This is a genomic window from Caballeronia novacaledonica, assembly GCF_900258035.1.
In the GTDB taxonomy this organism is placed as follows: Bacteria; Pseudomonadota; Gammaproteobacteria; order Burkholderiales; family Burkholderiaceae; genus Caballeronia; species Caballeronia novacaledonica.
This window is the reverse complement of the sequence record NZ_OGTP01000003.1, coordinates 58,677-74,931: the sequence shown is the minus strand read 5'-3', so window position 1 is coordinate 74,931 and position 16,255 is coordinate 58,677. Positions and strand designations below refer to the sequence as shown.

The 16,255-nt window shown below is 65.3% G+C and carries 15 protein-coding genes; 5 read left to right on the top strand and 10 right to left on the bottom strand.

The window, feature by feature from the left end; translation table 11 throughout:
• Nucleotides 1-10 precede the first annotated feature (10 nt).
• The 9 genes from NOV72_RS06455 to pxpB all read right to left on the bottom strand — a co-directional run bounded on the left by NOV72_RS06455 (nucleotide 11) and on the right by pxpB (nucleotide 9,926).
• A complete protein-coding gene (locus NOV72_RS06455) occupies nucleotides 11-2,224 on the bottom strand; it encodes a polysaccharide biosynthesis tyrosine autokinase (protein WP_106853782.1) in 2,214 nt (737 codons plus the stop codon).
• Nucleotides 2,221-2,640, bottom strand: a complete 420-nt coding sequence (locus NOV72_RS06450; RefSeq protein ID WP_281261801.1) for a low molecular weight protein-tyrosine-phosphatase — start codon at nucleotides 2,638-2,640, stop codon at nucleotides 2,221-2,223. Before NOV72_RS06450 ends, NOV72_RS06455 begins: the two co-directional genes overlap by 4 nt.
• Before the next feature lie 14 nt (nucleotides 2,641-2,654).
• Nucleotides 2,655-3,833 carry a polysaccharide biosynthesis/export family protein gene (locus NOV72_RS06445; protein WP_245932924.1) on the bottom strand — a complete coding sequence of 393 codons (1,179 nt, stop codon included), beginning with the start codon at nucleotides 3,831-3,833 and terminating at the stop codon, nucleotides 2,655-2,657.
• A 16-nt stretch (nucleotides 3,834-3,849) separates the two neighbouring features.
• A complete protein-coding gene (locus NOV72_RS06440) occupies nucleotides 3,850-5,247 on the bottom strand; it encodes an undecaprenyl-phosphate glucose phosphotransferase (RefSeq protein ID WP_106854041.1) in 1,398 nt (465 codons plus the stop codon).
• 398 nt (nucleotides 5,248-5,645) lie between these two features.
• Complete coding sequence (locus NOV72_RS06435; RefSeq protein WP_106853780.1) at nucleotides 5,646-6,602, bottom strand: DUF979 domain-containing protein; 957 nt, start codon at nucleotides 6,600-6,602, stop codon at nucleotides 5,646-5,648.
• Complete coding sequence (locus NOV72_RS06430) at nucleotides 6,599-7,318, bottom strand: DUF969 domain-containing protein (protein WP_106853779.1); 720 nt, start codon at nucleotides 7,316-7,318, stop codon at nucleotides 6,599-6,601. Before NOV72_RS06430 ends, NOV72_RS06435 begins: the two co-directional genes overlap by 4 nt.
• A 101-nt stretch (nucleotides 7,319-7,419) precedes the next feature.
• On the bottom strand, nucleotides 7,420-8,169 hold the full coding sequence (gene pxpA / locus NOV72_RS06425; RefSeq protein WP_106853778.1) for a 5-oxoprolinase subunit PxpA: 750 nt from the start codon (nucleotides 8,167-8,169) through the stop codon (nucleotides 7,420-7,422).
• Nucleotides 8,170-8,235: 66 nt separating this feature from the next.
• The gene (locus tag NOV72_RS06420; RefSeq protein WP_106853777.1) at nucleotides 8,236-9,276 is read right to left on the bottom strand and encodes a 5-oxoprolinase subunit C family protein; all 1,041 of its coding nucleotides are present in this window, start codon (nucleotides 9,274-9,276) and stop codon (nucleotides 8,236-8,238) included.
• Complete coding sequence (pxpB, locus tag NOV72_RS06415; protein WP_106853776.1) at nucleotides 9,273-9,926, bottom strand: 5-oxoprolinase subunit PxpB; 654 nt, start codon at nucleotides 9,924-9,926, stop codon at nucleotides 9,273-9,275. Before pxpB ends, NOV72_RS06420 begins: the two co-directional genes overlap by 4 nt.
• 183 nt (nucleotides 9,927-10,109) lie before the next feature.
• On the opposite strand from pxpB, the gene NOV72_RS06410 reads away from it, so the two are divergent.
• Nucleotides 10,110-10,622 carry a winged helix DNA-binding protein gene (locus NOV72_RS06410; protein WP_008352632.1) on the top strand — a complete coding sequence of 171 codons (513 nt, stop codon included), beginning with the start codon at nucleotides 10,110-10,112 and terminating at the stop codon, nucleotides 10,620-10,622.
• Here the strand turns inward: NOV72_RS06410 and NOV72_RS06405 are convergent.
• Entirely contained in the window at nucleotides 10,619-11,248 is a 630-nt protein-coding gene (locus NOV72_RS06405) for a 5-formyltetrahydrofolate cyclo-ligase (RefSeq protein ID WP_425428715.1), read from the bottom strand. The two genes, NOV72_RS06410 and NOV72_RS06405, sit on opposite strands and share 4 nt — an antisense overlap.
• A 7-nt stretch (nucleotides 11,249-11,255) precedes the next feature.
• Between NOV72_RS06405 and NOV72_RS06400 the strand changes: the two genes are divergently transcribed.
• The 4 genes from NOV72_RS06400 to NOV72_RS06385 all read left to right on the top strand — a co-directional run bounded on the left by NOV72_RS06400 (nucleotide 11,256) and on the right by NOV72_RS06385 (nucleotide 16,173).
• Nucleotides 11,256-13,223, top strand: a complete 1,968-nt coding sequence (locus tag NOV72_RS06400; RefSeq protein ID WP_106853775.1) for a lytic transglycosylase domain-containing protein — start codon at nucleotides 11,256-11,258, stop codon at nucleotides 13,221-13,223.
• A 124-nt stretch (nucleotides 13,224-13,347) separates the two neighbouring features.
• A complete protein-coding gene (locus NOV72_RS06395) occupies nucleotides 13,348-14,304 on the top strand; it encodes a complex I NDUFA9 subunit family protein (RefSeq protein ID WP_106853774.1) in 957 nt (318 codons plus the stop codon).
• Between the two features lie 16 nt (nucleotides 14,305-14,320).
• Nucleotides 14,321-14,941: a glutathione S-transferase family protein gene (locus NOV72_RS06390; protein ID WP_106853773.1), complete on the top strand. Its 621-nt coding sequence runs from the start codon at nucleotides 14,321-14,323 to the stop codon at nucleotides 14,939-14,941.
• Complete coding sequence (locus NOV72_RS06385; protein ID WP_106853772.1) at nucleotides 14,938-16,173, top strand: multifunctional CCA addition/repair protein; 1,236 nt, start codon at nucleotides 14,938-14,940, stop codon at nucleotides 16,171-16,173. The genes NOV72_RS06390 and NOV72_RS06385 overlap by 4 nt, the downstream gene beginning before the upstream one ends.
• The last annotated feature ends 82 nt before the right edge of the window (nucleotides 16,174-16,255 follow it).

Below are 16,255 nucleotides of genomic sequence, written 5' to 3'. Positions count from 1 at the left end.
TCGGAGCGCTTCATTCGCCGCGGCTCGAGTATTTCGAGAACGCCCCATACGACGTCCCCCGCGACGGCGTGTCGGTGAGCAGCACGCCATCCACTTGCACGCCCGCGCTGGCGAGCTGACGCGCGGCCTGCCGCAGTTCCGCCGCGGTGTGAAGTCCATGACGCACGACGAGCAGCGACGCACCCGCGTTTCGTCCGATCAACCCGGGATCGGTCACCGCGAGCACCGGCGGTGAATCGATGATCACGAAGTCGTAACGCGCGCGCAGTTCGTCGAGCACGCGCACGAAGCGCTCACGCATCAGCAACTCGGCGGGCAGTTCGGGCGCGGCGCCGCCAGTGATCACATCGAGATTCGGGAGCGCGCCGCGATGAATCGCGGCATCCGGTTCGACGCCGCCCAGCAACTCCGCGAGCCCCGGCTTGCGAGGCAGCGCGAACGTGCGATTGAGGTCGCCACGACGCATGTCGCCGTCGATCAGCAGTACGCGCTGGCCGCCCGCCGCGAGCACCGTCGCGAAGTTCGCGGACACGAACGACTTGCCGACGCCGGGTCGCGGTCCGGTCACCATGATCACGTTGTTGCGCGGCTTGATCACGCCGAACTGAAGCGCAGTGCGCAGGCTGCGCAAGCCTTCGACGGCCACGTCGTTCGGCGCGATTTCCGCCAGCACTTGCGGCTTCGTCGGCGTCTGTCGGCGCGACGTCGGCAGCGACGCCTGCCGCTCGGAGTGCGAGATGATCGTGTAGACCGGCAAATTGACCGCCTGCTCGATTTCCGCGGGCGTTTCGAGACCGCGATCGAACAGGCGCCGCGCGAGTGCGAGCGCACAGCCGGCCATCAGGCCGAGCGCGACGGACAGAGCGAGGGTCAGCGCTTTCTTTGGCGCGACGGGCTTCTCCGGCGTCACCGCGTAATCCACGGTGCGGACGTTGCCGAGCTGCCCGGCCTTCAGCACGCGCAACTGTTGCGTGCTGTTGAGGAGGCTCGTGTAGAGATCGTTGCTGACCTTCACGTCGCGCAGCAGGCGCACGGCGTCCTGCTGCACCGAAGGCAGCGCGTTGATCTGCCCGTCGGTCTCGTCGGACTGGTGCCGAAGTTCGCCGATGCGGGCATCGATCGCCGTGACCGACGGATGCATCGCGGTATAACGCTGCACGAGCTCCGCACGCTGCTGCTGCAATTCGACGATCTTCGAGCGATTCTCGACGACCGTCTGCAGCAGCAACTTGCTTTGCTCTTCCAGATCGACCGCGCCGTTCTGCGCGCGAAACGCGTTATAGCGCGCTTCGGCGCGATCGAGGTCGGCGCGCAATTGCGGCAGTTGATCGCCGAGGAACGCGAGCATCTGTTGCGCCTGCGCGGACTTCCGGTCGACGTTGCGCTGCACGTAGAGCGTCGCGATCGTATTCACGGTCGTCGTGATGCGTTGCGCGTCGGGACCGTCGAGCGACATGCCGATGATGCCCGATTGTTTCGTCTGCTCGCTGATCGCGAGCGCCTTCTGCAAGTCCGCGATGGTCTGCTGCGTCGATGCGCGCGTCAGGTCGAAACGCGTGCCGGGACGCGCGAGCAGCGACGTCACCATCAGCTTCACGGGTCCGGCGCTGCCTTGCGCCGTGGCCGTTTCACCGACGCGGCCGCGCAAGACCGTCGTGCCGTCGGGCGCTTGGAGTTCGTAGCGCTCGCCTTCGCCCGCAATCAGCGTGAAAGTCGCGTCGAACTGGCGCGGCGCAACGTCGAAGGTCGAGACGCCGATGCGCTCGCCGCCCCACGCGAAACTTTTGAGACCGAGCGGCGCGCTGGCGACGCCGTCGCCGGCGGTGTAGCGGACGTAGGGCGCGCCGACGAGCGGCAGATAGTGCGGACGCGCATTGATGTCGAGATGCAGGCGCGAGACCGCTTCGCCGACCACCATGCGCGAGCGCATCAGTTCGATCTCCGCATCGGCGCTCGCCTTGCTCTGGAACAGGGCCGCGAGGTCGCCGAGCTTGTCGTTGAGCGTGCCGGAGCCGCTGTCGTCGTCGACCTGAATGAGCGCGTCGGCGCGATACGTCGGCGTCCAGACGAACGCATAGAGCGATCCGGCCGCCAGCGTGCAAGCGGTGACGACCGCGATGAGCACGCGACGCTCGCGCAACACGGAGACGATCTCCGAGAGGCGAATTTCATCGTCGCCGGTCGAGGCTTCGGGCCGGGAAGGGTTGAAGGTAATGTCGTTCATCGTTGTCCCGCCAGTGAGCGGGTCCAGTGCGAAATGCCTTCTTGGATCTGAGCAAAGGCCAGGTCGAACACCGTGCGGTGCCGCCGGTAGGGATCGGTGACGTCCACGCCGAATGTGTCGCAGAGTCGGAACACCTTGCCGCGTGTCGATGGAAACATCGCCTCGACCCATTCGCGCTGCGGCTTCGTCATCGTGAGAATCAGGTCTGCGGCGCGAGCGAGCGGCGCGTCGAGTTGCGTGGCGACGTGCGCGCCGAGCGCGATGCCGTGCGCCCGCGCCAGTTCGGCGGCGACCGCGTGGGCGGGTGCCCCGACCAGCGCGTGTGTGCCCGCCGACGTTACGTCGAGCGCCGGCAGCTCCCGCCCCAGCAACGCCGCCGCCATCGGACTCCGGCAAATATTTCCCTCACAAACCATCAACACCGACCGGATCATTTCGCGATCACTCCCGCCGTAAGCCCGGTGCTGATCAGCGGCATCAAAAGACTGAGCACGCGATTGAAGCGCACGAGGCCGCTGCCATCGACATAAACGATGTCCTTCGGCTGCAGCTCGAACTCGTTCGCGACCAGCATCGATACAGGCGAACTGCTGTCGAGGTGATAGACGCGCGGGGTGTCGTCGCCTTGCCGGATCACGAACATCTGCGCGGTGTCCGCCGTGCTCGAATTGATGCTGCCGACCTGAGAAAGCGCATCGGCGAGCGTAAGCCGGCCATCGCGGCGCGGCGCGGCCGACCCCGGTTTGCTGACTTCGCCCATCACGTAGACGATGTTGTCGTTGCGCGACGCGACGCGCAGAAGGTCTCCTTCGCGCAGATACAGCTTCGCCGGATTGAGCCGCTGCGCAAGCAGTTGCGGCAGATCGATCCGATACGAATCTCCGCCGCGCACCAGCATGATGTCGCTCTGATCGGCGTTTTCGTTGAAGCCGCCGGCGCGCGCGATCGCGTCGTAGAAACTGAGGGGCACGTCCGTCAGCGAGAGCGCGCCGGGGTCGCGGACCTGGCCATCGACATAAACCTGCCGCGCGCGATACGACGCCATTCGCACGGTGACTTGCGGCTTGACGAGATACGTCGAGAGCGCGGCGGTCAGCTCTTGCTGAATCTGGTCGGTGCGCAGCCCGGCCACGGCCAGCGTGCCCGCGTAGGGAAAGCGCAGATTGCCGTTCTGATCGACGACGAAACCGGCCGCCGGATCGCTCGCCTTCGCGCTCGCCTGATTCTGAGCGGAGCCGAGCGCCGCCGCGAACTCCGGATGATCCCAGACGACGATCTGCAGCACGTCGCCCGCGCCGACCGTGTAGGCCGTCGGCGCGCCGAGCAGCCGCTTCGCCTGCTGGTCCTGATTCGTCTTGCGCTGTTCCACGTCGCGCCTGACGAGCGCGAGATCGAGTTCCGTGACGGGGATCTCGGGCGTGGCCGCGGTCGCGTCGATGTGCGGGGCGGCATCGCCGCCCTCCGCGGCCTCGTCGGAATCGACCGGCATGTGAAAGCCCGGCGCGATCGCGCACGCGCTCAGCATTGCCGCGAGCGCGAGAGTTGCCGCTGTCCGCGGAAAGGACGCGCGCCAGTTAGCCGAAATAACGCGTTCGATGATTTGATTCATGGGTGAGTCCTGCAAGTCAGTACGCGTTGCGATGAACGAACCCGCGCACGATCGTCGCGAGCACGATGCGCATGTCGAGCGCGAACGACCAGTTGCCGATGTAGTGGAGATCGTGTTCGACCCGCCGCTCCATCTTGTCGATGGAGTCCGTCTCGCCACGCAGCCCGTTGATCTGCGCCCAGCCGGTGATGCCCGGCCTGAAGCGGTAACGATGGATATAGCCGTCGACGACATGCTGATAGAGCGCGTCATGCTCCATCGCATGCGGACGAGGGCCGACGACCGACATCTCGCCACGCAGCACGTTGAAGAACTGCGGCAGCTCGTCGAGGCTCGTGCGGCGCAGGAACGCACCGACGCGCGTCACGCGCGGATCGCCGCGCGTGGCCTGCACGAGCACGCCGCCGTGCGTCGCATGCGTGCGCATCGTGCGGAACTTGTAGATGTCGAAAGGCTTTCCGTTCGCGCCCCGGCGCCGCTGCCTGAAAAACACCGGTCCGGATGACGTCAACTTGACGGCAAGCGCGATCGCGACCAACACGGGCGCAAGTGCGACGACGGCGCAAGCGGAGAAGAGCCAGTCGAACACCGCCTTGCTGGCGAAGGCGCGAGCGCTGAGCGGCGAGGCGACGAGGTTGATCGCGAGCGCGCCGTCGAGATCGACGCGATGGCCGTGAAAGCGCACGACGCGGCTCACGTCCGGCACGAAGCGAATGTTCAGCAGGTCGTCGCGGAACGCGTCGAGACAGCGCAGGAGCGCCGCCTCGTCCGCGAGCGGCAGCGCGAGCCACAACTCGTCGGTATGTCGCGCGCGCAACTGGGCAGCGAATGTCTCGATGTCGTGAAAGAGCGGAACGCCGCCGACTGTCGCATCGGCATCGGCGTTCAGGTCGAGGAGCGCGTCGACGCGGCAAGTCGAATCGTCCATGGCGGCGATGGTTCGCGCGAATGCCGCGCAGCGCTCGCCTCGCCCGACCACCGCCACCGACAAGCGCCGGCCCCAGCGCGCACGAGCGATCCGGTCGATGAGACGGCAGAGCATCACGCCGATGGCCGTCGGCGCGAAAAGACTGACGAGCCATGCGCCCGAAGGGTGGTATTCGCCATGCATCCACTCGATCACGAATACCGCGCCGGCCTCGCAGATCATCCAGCCAAGCGCTGGAAGGAGAACGGCACACGGCAGCGACACGCGGCGCGCCAGGCCCGTCATGCGGAGTCCTGACGACGCGCTCCACGCGAAGATGACGGTGAAGGCAACGACCGCGCTGTCATAGCGGGCGGCAGCGCCGTCGCCGGAGATTCCTGAGGCCGCGAGCACACTGGCCGTGACGATGATCGTCTCGAGCCAGCGAAGCAGCAGATTGGAACCCGAGGGCAAGGCGAGCAGACGGGAGTAACTCGGCAAACGCATGAAAGAATCTTTGACGGAAAGAATGCTCGCCAACGCTCGCGTTAATAGGTGCGAAACCGCAAACCGACGCCCCGGTCAGTCCGGGAAATGCGCGGAGGGATGCCGTGTCACGCTTGATCGGTCAAGCGGCGAAGATGTCGCACGCCATGTTTTCCTTAAGCGCCACAGAAAGCGCAGGAGTCTCCGTCATGCATCCGGTACGGACATATAAGAGCAGTCCGAATTGCTGAGCGTCAGCGATATACGATGCAGGTTTGCGATAACGGATCGATGCACGACGCGCGGCGAAGATGCAGCCAGTCATGCATGAGGAAGGGCAAGGAGAAGGGAGATGACGCAATCACGCGCGCGTATCGCGGCCTTGTTCCGCGATACGCGCGCGGGTCAAACGCTTTCGCTTAGATGAACATCAACCAGTTCAACAGAAAGATATTGACGATCATCAACGTGACCGCCGTCGGCACTTGAACCTTGATCACCGCGTTCTTGTCCGGCAGTTCCAGCAAAGCGGCGGGCACGATGTTGAAGTTCGCGGCCATCGGCGTCATGAGCGTGCCGCAGTAGCCGGAGAACATGCCGATCGCCGCCATCGTCGCGGGATTGCCATGGAACACGCCGACGAGAATCGGCACGCCGACGCCGCCCGTCATCACCGGAAACGCGGCGAAGCCGTTGCCCATGACCATCGTGAAGAGCGCCATGCCGACGACATACACGGTCACCGCGACGAGCCGGTAGTCCATGTTGACGTAAGCGGTCGTCACATGCGCGACCGCCTTGCCGACGCCCGCATCCGAGAACACGAGGCCGAGCATGCCAAGCATCTGCGGCAACACGGCGGCCCACGAAAGCGCGTCGATGAGACGGCGCGTCTCGCGCATCGACTGGCCGACGGTGTCGCGCGTCATCACGCACGCGATGGCGAGCGCGATCACGCAACCGACGCCGAAGCCGATCAGCGTCACGTTCTTCAGCTCGATCAGCGGCACGCCGCCGAACACGAGATACTTCGCGCCGAGCGTGAGAATCACGGTGACGACCGGAATCGTCAGCGCGGGCACGAAGAGCCTGTTGCCGAGCCGCACGGCGCTCTGGCGGCGCGTTTCGTCGGAGAGCATTTTCGGCTTCGCGCCCGTGACGCCGCCCAGGCCCGCGATCAGCGCCATCGCCACGACGAGCACGCCGACCACCGGCACCGGAATCCAGTCGCCGATCAGAAAGATCAGCGCGTAAATGAGCCAGAACACGCCCGCGCTGAATCGCTTCGGATGCGCCTTGTCGGTGAGAATCATCCCGCCGACGACCAGCAGAATGATGCCGACGAGATAGAACAGATAGTTGATCGTGAGCGTCATGCTTTTTCTCCCGCAACATTGCGCGTGAGCGCTTCCAGTTCGCGGGCGAGCCTGCGGTCGAGCAGCCACAGCCGGAAGCCGTGGATCAGGAACGCGCAGATCGCCGTGGGGATGCCCCACACGGCGACGTGCATCGGCTCCACGACGATGCCCGCTTCCTTCAGGAACGTGACCATCAGCACGATCGCGCCGAACGCGACGAAAATGTCCTCGCCGAAGAACAGGCCGACGTTGTCGGTGGCCGCCGAGTAGGCGCGCAGCTTGTGGCGCGTCGCGTCGGAGAGCTTGCCGTAGCGCGCTTCGGTGGCGCCTTCGGCCATCGGCGCGAGCAGCGGGCGGACCATCTGCGGATGTCCGCCGAGTCCCGTCAGGCCGACCGCCGCCGTGATCTCGCGCACGAACAGATACACGATCAGCAGACGGCCCGCCGTCGCGGCCTTGATGCTCGAAATCCACATCTGGGCGCGCTCGCGCAGGCCGTGCCGTTCGAGCAGACCGATCACCGCGAGCGGCAACAGGATGATGAGCGGAATGTTGCGTGTCTTCATGAAGCCGCTGCCGATCGCGGTCAGAATGCGCTCGACGGGAAAGTGCGCCGCGAAGCCGGTGATGATCGCGGCGGCCGCGACGATCAGCATCGGATTGAAGCGCAGCACGAAGCCTGCGATGATGACGGCCACGCCGATGAGCGGCCATAGATTCACTGCATTCGTCATTTTTATCTCCGTACTGACAAGAAACACTCGCGTCTCGAATCGGGCGCTTGCTTGTTAAAACGCCCCGGCATGCGGGGCGTCGAAATTTGCTGCGGGATGCTTCAGGCGGCGGCGTGCGCGGCGCGGACTTCGATGCCCGCATCGGCCAGCGCATCGCGAATGCGCCGGGCGAAGTCGAGGGCGTGCGCGCCGTCGCCGTGCAGGCAGATCGTCTGCGCGTTGAGCGGCACCCATTCGCCGGACACGGCCCGCACGCGCTGCTCGCGCACCATCGCCAGCGTTCGGTCGAGCACGAGGTTTTCGTCGTCGAGCAGCGCGCCCGGCTCCTTGCGCGGCACGAGCGAACCATCCGCGCGATAGCCGCGATCCGCGAACACTTCCTCGATCGCGATCAGCCCCGCGCGCCGCGCCGCTTCGACGAGCCCGCTGTTCGCCAGCCCGAACACGAGCAGCGACGGATCGAAGTCGTGCACGGCGGAGACGATCGCATCGGCGATCGCGGTACTTTTCGCGGCCTGGTTATAGAGCGCGCCGTGCGGCTTCACGTGCGCGATGCGCCCGCCTTCCGCCTGCGCGATCGCCGAGAGCGCGCCGAGTTGATACAGCACGCCCGCGTAAATTTCCTCGGGCGGCAGGTCCATTTCCTTGCGGCCGAAGTTCTCGGGATCGTTGAAGCTCGGGTGCGCGCCGATAGCGACGCCCTTTTCGACGGCCCAGCGCACGCAATCGCGCATCGCGGTGGCGCCGCCCGCGTGCCATCCGCACGCGATGTTCGCGGAACTCACGAGATCGAGCAGGGCTTCGTCGGAGCCGCAGCCTTCGCCGAGATCGGCATTGAGATCGATTTCCATGATGTTTTGTGCAGTCGTTCCGTTAGTGTTGAAGTGATGCGCCGCGTCTCTCGCGCGGCTTTCAACTCAGGAGCCCGCGCGCGCGATGCGCTCCTCGTGCATCGCGATGGCCGTTTCCACCTGGCTCACGTATTGCCGCTCGTCGGCGAGCGCGTGGCGCGCCTCTTCCACCGATGTCTCGATAAAGCGCACGCCGCCGTTCAGCTTCACTTGCGCGAGCTTCCACAGGTCCGCCCTGATCACCGCGCCGATCTTCGGATAGCCGCCGGTGCTCTGCGCGTCGCCCATCAGGATGATCGGCTGGCCGTTCGGCGGCACCTGGATCGTGCCGGGCAAGACCGCGTGCGACAGCAGTTCGATCTTTTCGCGCCGCTCCAGCGCCGTGCCCGCAAGCCGGAAACCCATGCGATTGCTGTTGGGCGTGATCGTCCATTCCTCGTTCCAGAAACTCGTTTGGGCCGCGTCGTTGAAGCTGTCGTATTCCGGGCCGCGCAGCACGCGGATCGGCACCGCCCACGCGAGTCCCGGCGAATGGCGGCCGCGCCGCACGGGTTCGTCGACGAGCACGAACTTGCACCACGCGGGCGCCTTCACGCCGAACGCGGGTTCTTCCGGCGAAAACGCGATGCCCTTGTGCGGCTGCGGCACGCCGACCGGCAGACGGTCGCCGTCGCGCAACGCACGCCCGCCGAGGCCGCCGAAGCACGCGGCGAGATCGGTCGAGCGCGAGCCGAGCATCGGCAAGACGTCGATGCCGCCCGCGATCGACACATAGCCGCGCATGCCGCGCTTCGCCACGCGCAGCGTCAGTTCCTGGCCCGCGCGCACGGGCAGGCTCCACCACGAATAGACGGGCTTGTCGTCGAGCGTCGCGCCGAAATCGGTTCCAGTGATGGCGATGCGCGTTGCATGTTTGAAGCGCAGCACCGTCGGCCCGAACGTGACCTCGATGCCCGCCGCGTCCGGCCGGTTCCCGACGATGCGATTGCCGATTTCCAGCGACAGCGCATCGAGCGCGCCACCCGAACTCACGCCGAGATGCCGGTAGCCGCGTCGTCCGAGATCCTGCACGGAAGTGAGCACGCCTGCGCGAATCACGTCGATCATGCGCGCACCTCCAGCGCGGTGAAGCGCACGCGGTCGCCAGGCTGCATGAGCGTCGGCGGGTTTCTGGCCGGGTCGAAGAGCTTCAGCTCCGTGCGTCCGAGCAACTGCCAGCCGCCCGGCGACACCGCCGGATAAATGCCCGTCTGCGCCCCGCCGATCCCGACCGATCCCGCCGGCACTTCGAGACGCGGCTCGGAACGGCGCGGCATCGCGAGCGCGGGATCGAGCCCGCCGAGATAGGCGAAGCCCGGCTGGAATCCGAGAAAGAACACGACGTACTCGGCTTGCGTATGACGCTTCACCACTTCGTCGACGGAAAGGCCTGTGTGCTGCGCGAGCGCGGCGAGATCCGGGCCGTCGGCGCCGCCGTAGCGCACCGGAATCTCGATTTCGGCGCTGTCCATGTCGGTTGGCTCGGCGGCGTCCCAGCCGCTGTCCAGTTCGGCGGCGAGCGTTTCGTAGTCCGCTTCGAGCGGATCGAACACGATCGTCAGATTGTTCATGCCCGGCACCACCTCGACGACGTGCGGCATGAGGCGCGCGCGTTCCGCCAGCGCCCAGATACGGCGCTGGCAGTCGAGCGTGGCGGGCGGCGCGGCTTCGCACACGAGCGCGGCGTCGCCCAGCGAATGAATACGTGGTCTTGTCATGCCTGAAAATTTGCCTTTTCGGGACGCGAAATTCGTCTATCCGATGCGCTTCGCGTCGTCGCAGAATGTTACATTGTCAATAAATTATCAAGAAATTATCAATTCACGTTTTTGCCGAGGCATGCGTCGCTCGCAAAAATGACGTTGCGCTACACTCCAACGCACTGCAAACCGGTCATCGCCATGCCGCGTCATCCCACCAAGATCGTCTCGTCCGAGCATCTCGTCTCCGAAGCCAGCGCGGAACTGTCGGAATTCGAATACGGCCTCATCATGGCGGGCAATGCGTTCAATCGCTGGATGGTGCGCTGCATGTCCGCGGCGGGCGCGAAGGACATGACGGCGGTGGAAGTGTCGCTGCTGCATCATGTGAGCCATCGCGACCGCAAGAAGAAGCTCGCCGACATCTGCTTCGTGCTGAACATCGAGGACACACACGTTGCCACGTATGCGCTGAAAAAACTCGTCGCTCGCGGTTACGTGCAGAGCGAGAAATCCGGCAAGGAAGTGTTCTTTTCCGCGACGCCGGCGGGACGCGAACTGTGCGGCAAGTATCGCGAAGTGCGCGAGGCGTGCCTCATCGAGACACTGCGCGAAAGCGGTCTCACCAACGAGCAGATCGGCGAGGCCGCGCAATTGATGCGCAATGCGTCCGGCCTCTACGATACCGCCGCGCGCGCGGCGGCATCGCTCTAATAGATCGCGGATTCGGTGACGATCGCGTCGAGCGGCATGTCGTGAACCTCGCGCGGCAACGCGCCGCATTTCCCCGATTCGTACGCGATGCCGATCGTCACCGGCCGCGCTTCGTTCGGCCAGGCGGCGAGCGTCCGATCGTAATAGCCGCCGCCATAACCGAGCCGGTACCGATCCGTGTCGAAACCGACGCACGGAATCAGCAGCAGTTCCGGCACCACGACCTTTTCTTCAGCGGGCACCGGAATCCGGTAGCGGCCTTCCTTCATCGGCGAGTGCGCGCTCCATGCGTGGAAAACCATCGGCGCGTGCGGTTTCACGACCACCGGCAGCGCGGCGCCGCGCGTTGCGTCGGCGTCGAGCCAGCGTGCGAGCGCGTCGCGCGCGTCGAACTCGCCCGCGACGGGCCAGTATAAGCCGACGCACCGCGCGTCGTGCCGCGCGAGCACGGCCTGGATGCGCGCCGCGAGCGAGTCGTTTATCGCGGCCTGGCCGGCTTGCTCGCTTTGCGCCTCGCGCGCCGCGAGAAGCCTTGCGCGCAATGCGCTTTTCGGCTGGTTCTTGGGTTGATCGCAAACGTTGCGTGCTATGCTTTCCTCCGATCTCAGGACCACCTCGCGCTCCAGAAAATAGATGTCAAAACGCCTCAACCGAGTATATCTCGCGGTCGGCGCGGCCCTTGCCGCAGCGGCGCTCGTCGCTTGCGGAACGGCTTCCGCCGTCCGTCCCGATGCCGATCTCCCGCCCACGTCCGACGACCGCATCTTCCTGCAATTGCGCGAAGCCGCGCGTGCGAACGATGCCGGCAAGGCCGCCGCGCTCGCCGCGCAGATTCCGGATTATCCGGCGCCGAGCTATATCGAATACTTCACCATCAAGCCGCAGCTTTTCGATTCGCAAGGCCACGCGCGCATCGACGCGCCCGACGCGCCCGTGCTCTCGTTCCTGCAGCGCTACGACGGTCAGGCGATCGCCGACCGCATGCGCAACGACTATCTCGTCGTGCTCGGCAGCCGTCACGACTGGAAGAACTTCGAGCAGCAATATTCCCGTTTCGTTCTCAATGACGACACGCAGGTCAAGTGCTACGCGCTCGAAGGGCGCCTGTCGCGCGGCGAAAACGTCGCGGAAGCGGCGCGCGCGCTGCTCGTCGATCCGAAATGGTACGGCGACGGCTGCGTCGACCTGATCGGCGCACTCGCGCAGTCGGGCCAGTTCACGAGCGACGACATCTGGCAGCAAATTCGTCTCGCCTACGAGCAGAACTACACGTCGACCGGCTCGAACATCGTCGAAGCGCTCGGCCAGGAAAAGCCGAAGGATTCGCTGCTGGACGACGCCGTCAACAAGCCGCCGCTTTATCTCGCGCGCGGCGTGATGCCCAATACGCCGGCGCATCAGTTGACGCTGCTCGCGATCACGCGCATGGCCCGCAACGATCCGGCGATGGCCGCCGCCACCTTTCCTTCCGTCGCGCCGAGCCTGACGCCCGCCGAGCGCGCGGTCGGCTGGGGCACCATCGGCTATCAGGCGGCGCTCAAGCGCATGCCGGCGGCGGCGGACTGGTATCGGCTGTCGGCGAATGCGCAACTGTCGAATCCGGCGTACGAATGGCGCACGCGCAGCGCGCTGCTCGTCAACGACTGGAACATGGTGCGCTGGTCCATCGAACAGATGCCGCCCACATTGCGCGCGCAACCGGCGTGGATCTACTGGCACGCGCGCGCCGTGAAGCAGGCTGGCGACACGGCCACGGCGAACCAGGAACTCCAGACCATCGCGGATCAATACAACTTCTATGGTCAGCTCGCGCTCGAAGAACTCGGTCAAAAGATCAGCGTGCCGCCGCGCACCACGGTTTCGGACGCCGAGATCGCGCAGATGCAATCGGTGCCGGGCTTCGCGCTGTCGCAGCGTTTCTACGCGCTGAACATGCGTCTCGAAGGCAATCGCGAATGGAACTGGCCGCTGCGCACCATGACCGACCGGCAACTGATCGCGGCTGCGCAGTACGCTAAGCGCATCGAACTGTTCGACCGCACCGTCAACACGGCCGACAAGACAAAAGCGGAGCACGATTTCACGCTGCGCTATCTGTCGCCGTTCCGCGATATCGTCGAGCGCGATGCGCAGAACACCGGTCTCGACATCGAATGGGCGTATGGCCTCATCCGCCAGGAGTCGCGCTTCATCATCAATGCGCGCTCGGAAGTCGGCGCGGGCGGCCTCATGCAGTTGATGCCCGGCACGGCGCAACTCGTCGCGAAGAAAATCGGTCTCGGTCCGGTGTCGCGCGCGCAGATGAACGACATCAACACGAATATCCTGCTCGGCACGAATTACCTGTCGATGATCTACAATCAATTCGATAACTCGGCCGTACTCGCCACCGCGGGCTACAACGCCGGGCCGGGCCGTCCGAGCCAATGGCGGCAAGGCTTGCGCGCACCCGTGGAGGGCGCGGTTTTTGCTGAAACGATCCCGTTTACCGAGACTCGCGATTACGTGAAGAACGTGCTGTCGAACACCGTCTATTACGCGGCACTGTTCGAAGGCCGTCCGCAGTCGTTGAAGGCGCGTCTGGGCTACATCGCTCCCTGACCGTCTTGCAGCGAAACCTCACGCCCGCGCGTCGAACGAAAGGACGCGCGGGCGTTTTCATTTTCGGCCCCCGCCGTTCTGAATCGAAGCCGCATTCGTCAGGCCGCGACCCAAGAGGCGAACTATGCGACACCAACATGTAGCGCTGATCGGCGGTTCGGGTTTCATCGGCAGTCATCTCGTCAATGCGCTCGTCGATCTCGGCAAGACCGTGCGAGTCGCGACGCGGCGGCGCGTCAACGCGGCGCATCTCACGCTGCTGCCCATCGATGTCATCGAAGCCGATGTGCACGATCCCGTGCAACTCGCCGCGTTTATCGATCAATGCGATGCGGTGATCAATCTCGTCGGCATTCTTCAGGGGCGCCGCGACGATCCATACGGACCGGAGTTCGCGAAGGCTCACGTCGAGCTGCCGCGCAAGATCGCCGCCGCGTGCGAGGCGAAGGGCGTGCGGCGTCTCCTGCACATGAGCGCGCTCGGCGCGGACCCCGAAGGTCCGAGCATGTACCTGCGCTCGAAGGGCGATGGCGAGAAGATCGTCCGCGAATCGGGACTCGACTGGACCATTTTCCGCAGTTCCGTCGTGTTCGGGCCCGAGGACAATCTGCTCAACCAGTTTGCCTTTCTCGAGCGCATGTTCCCGGTGATCCCGCTCGCGTGCGCCGACGCGCAGTTCCAGCCGGTGTTCGTCGGCGACGTGGCGAAGGCGATGGTCAACGTGCTCGATCTCGACGCCGCCAACGGCCAGGTCTACGAACTCGCGGGGCCGGGCGTCTACACGCTGGCGGAGCTCGTGCGTTTCGCGGGTGCGACCATCGGCAAGCATTCGCGCATCATCAAGCTGCCGGAAAGCCTCGGCCGCCTTCAGGCGATGACCATGGAAATGGCGCCCGGCGAGCCCATCATCTCGCGCGACAATCTCGATTCGATGAAGACGCCGAACATCGCGAGCGGACCGCTCGCGCCGGAACTGGGCATCGACGAGCCGGCGAGCATCGAGACCATCGCGCCGCTGTATCTGACCGGCAATTCGTCGCGCTCGCGCTTCAACACATTCCGCGCAACCGCGCATCGTTAAAACTTTTTGTGATCGCATGAAACTCGTTATCGGTGACAAGCTCAACTCTTCCTGGTCGATGCGGCCGTGGGTGCTGCTCAAACATTTCGGCATCCCGTTCGAGGAGGCGCTGATCCCTCTCGGCCATCCCGACACGAAAGCGAAGATTCTCGACGTCTCGCCGTCCGGCAAGGTGCCGTGCCTCGTCACCGACGCGGGCGATTCGGTGTGGGAATCGCTCGCGATCGTCGAAACGATTGCCGAGCTGCATCCCGAACACGCGATGTGGCCGCGCGACGCCGCCGCTCGCGCGCGCGCCCGAAGCGTCAGCGCGGAGATGCACGCGGGTTTTGCGGACCTGCGCCAGAACATGCCGATGGAAATCACGACGCACGCGCCGGGCGCGGGCGCGACGCCGGATGCGCTTGCGAATATCGCGCGCATCGAGGCGATCTGGGCGGAATGCCTCGGCAAATCGGGCGGGCCGTTTTTGTTCGGCGAGTTCGGCATAGCGGACACGATGTTCGCGCCGGTCGTCATGCGTTTCAACAGCTACGCGCCGAAGCTGAGCGCGACATCGCTCGACTATGGGAAGCGCGTCACGGCGCTGCCGGCGGTCGCGGCGTGGATCGACGGCGCGCGCGAGGAAGCGCGATGAACATCTACGCAGTCGGCGGCGCGATCCGCGACGCGTTGCTGGGCGTGCCGGTGGTGGATCGCGATTATGTCGTCGTGGGCGCGACGCCGGAGCAGATGGTGGCGCAGCGGTATCGGCCGGTCGGGAAGGATTTTCCGGTGTTTTTGCATCCCGAAACGCACGAGGAATACGCGCTCGCGCGCACCGAGCGCAAGACGGCGGCGGGCTATCACGGCTTCCAGTTTTACTTTTCGCCCGATGTGACGCTCGAGGAAGACCTCGCGCGGCGCGATCTCACGATCAACGCGATGGCGCGCGAGGTCACGCCGGCGGGCGAGCTGACCGGACCGGTCATCGATCCGTTCGGCGGTGCCGCGGATCTCGCGAACAAGCTGTTTCGGCATGTCGGCGATGCGTTCATCGAAGATCCGGTGCGCATTCTGCGGCTGGCGCGCTTTGCGGCGCGTTTTGCCGATTTCGACGTCGCGCCGGAAACCGCCGAACTCATGAAGAAGATGGTCGCCGCGGGCGAAGTCGATGCGCTCGTGCCGGAGCGCGTCTGGCAGGAAGTGTCGCGCGGACTGATGGAAAAGAAGCCGTCGCGCATGTTCGACGTGCTGCGCAGTTGCGGCGCGCTCGCGCGGATTCTCCCCGAAGTCGATGCCTTGTGGGGCGTGCCGCAGCGCGCGGACTATCACCCGGAAGTGGACACGGGCGTGCATGTGATGATGGTGCTCGACTACGCCGCGTCGCAGAGATTCGCGTTGCCGGTGCGCTTTGCCGCGCTTACGCACGACCTCGGCAAGGCGACGACGCCGGAGGACATCTTGCCGCGTCACATCGGCCATGAGGGGCGCAGCGTCGATTTGCTGCGGCCGCTGTGCGAGCGCTTGCGCGTGCCGAACGACTGCCGCGATCTGGCGATGCTCGTCGCGCGTGAGCACGGCAATATTCATCGCGTGATGGAGATGGGCGCGGCCGCGCTCGTGAGACTGTTCGAACGATCGGATGCGTTGCGCAAGCCGGCGCGGTTTGCCGAGGCGCTGCAGGCGTGTCTCGCGGATGCGCGCGGGCGGCTTGGAATGGAGCAGCAGGCTTATCCGCAGGCGGAGCGGTTGCGGGAGGCTTTGGTGGCTGCGCGGTCGGTGGATGCGGGTGCTGTCGCGGGGCAGTTGGCCGATCGGCCTGCCGGGATTAAGGATGCCGTGCATGATGCGCGGGTCGCGGCGGTGAAGGATGCTTTGAAGATTTGAATCGCCGGATCCCGTTTCGTTATTGGTCTATTGGCGTTGCCCCTGTGCGGGGCGGCAGTCACTTTCTTTGCTGCTGCAAAGA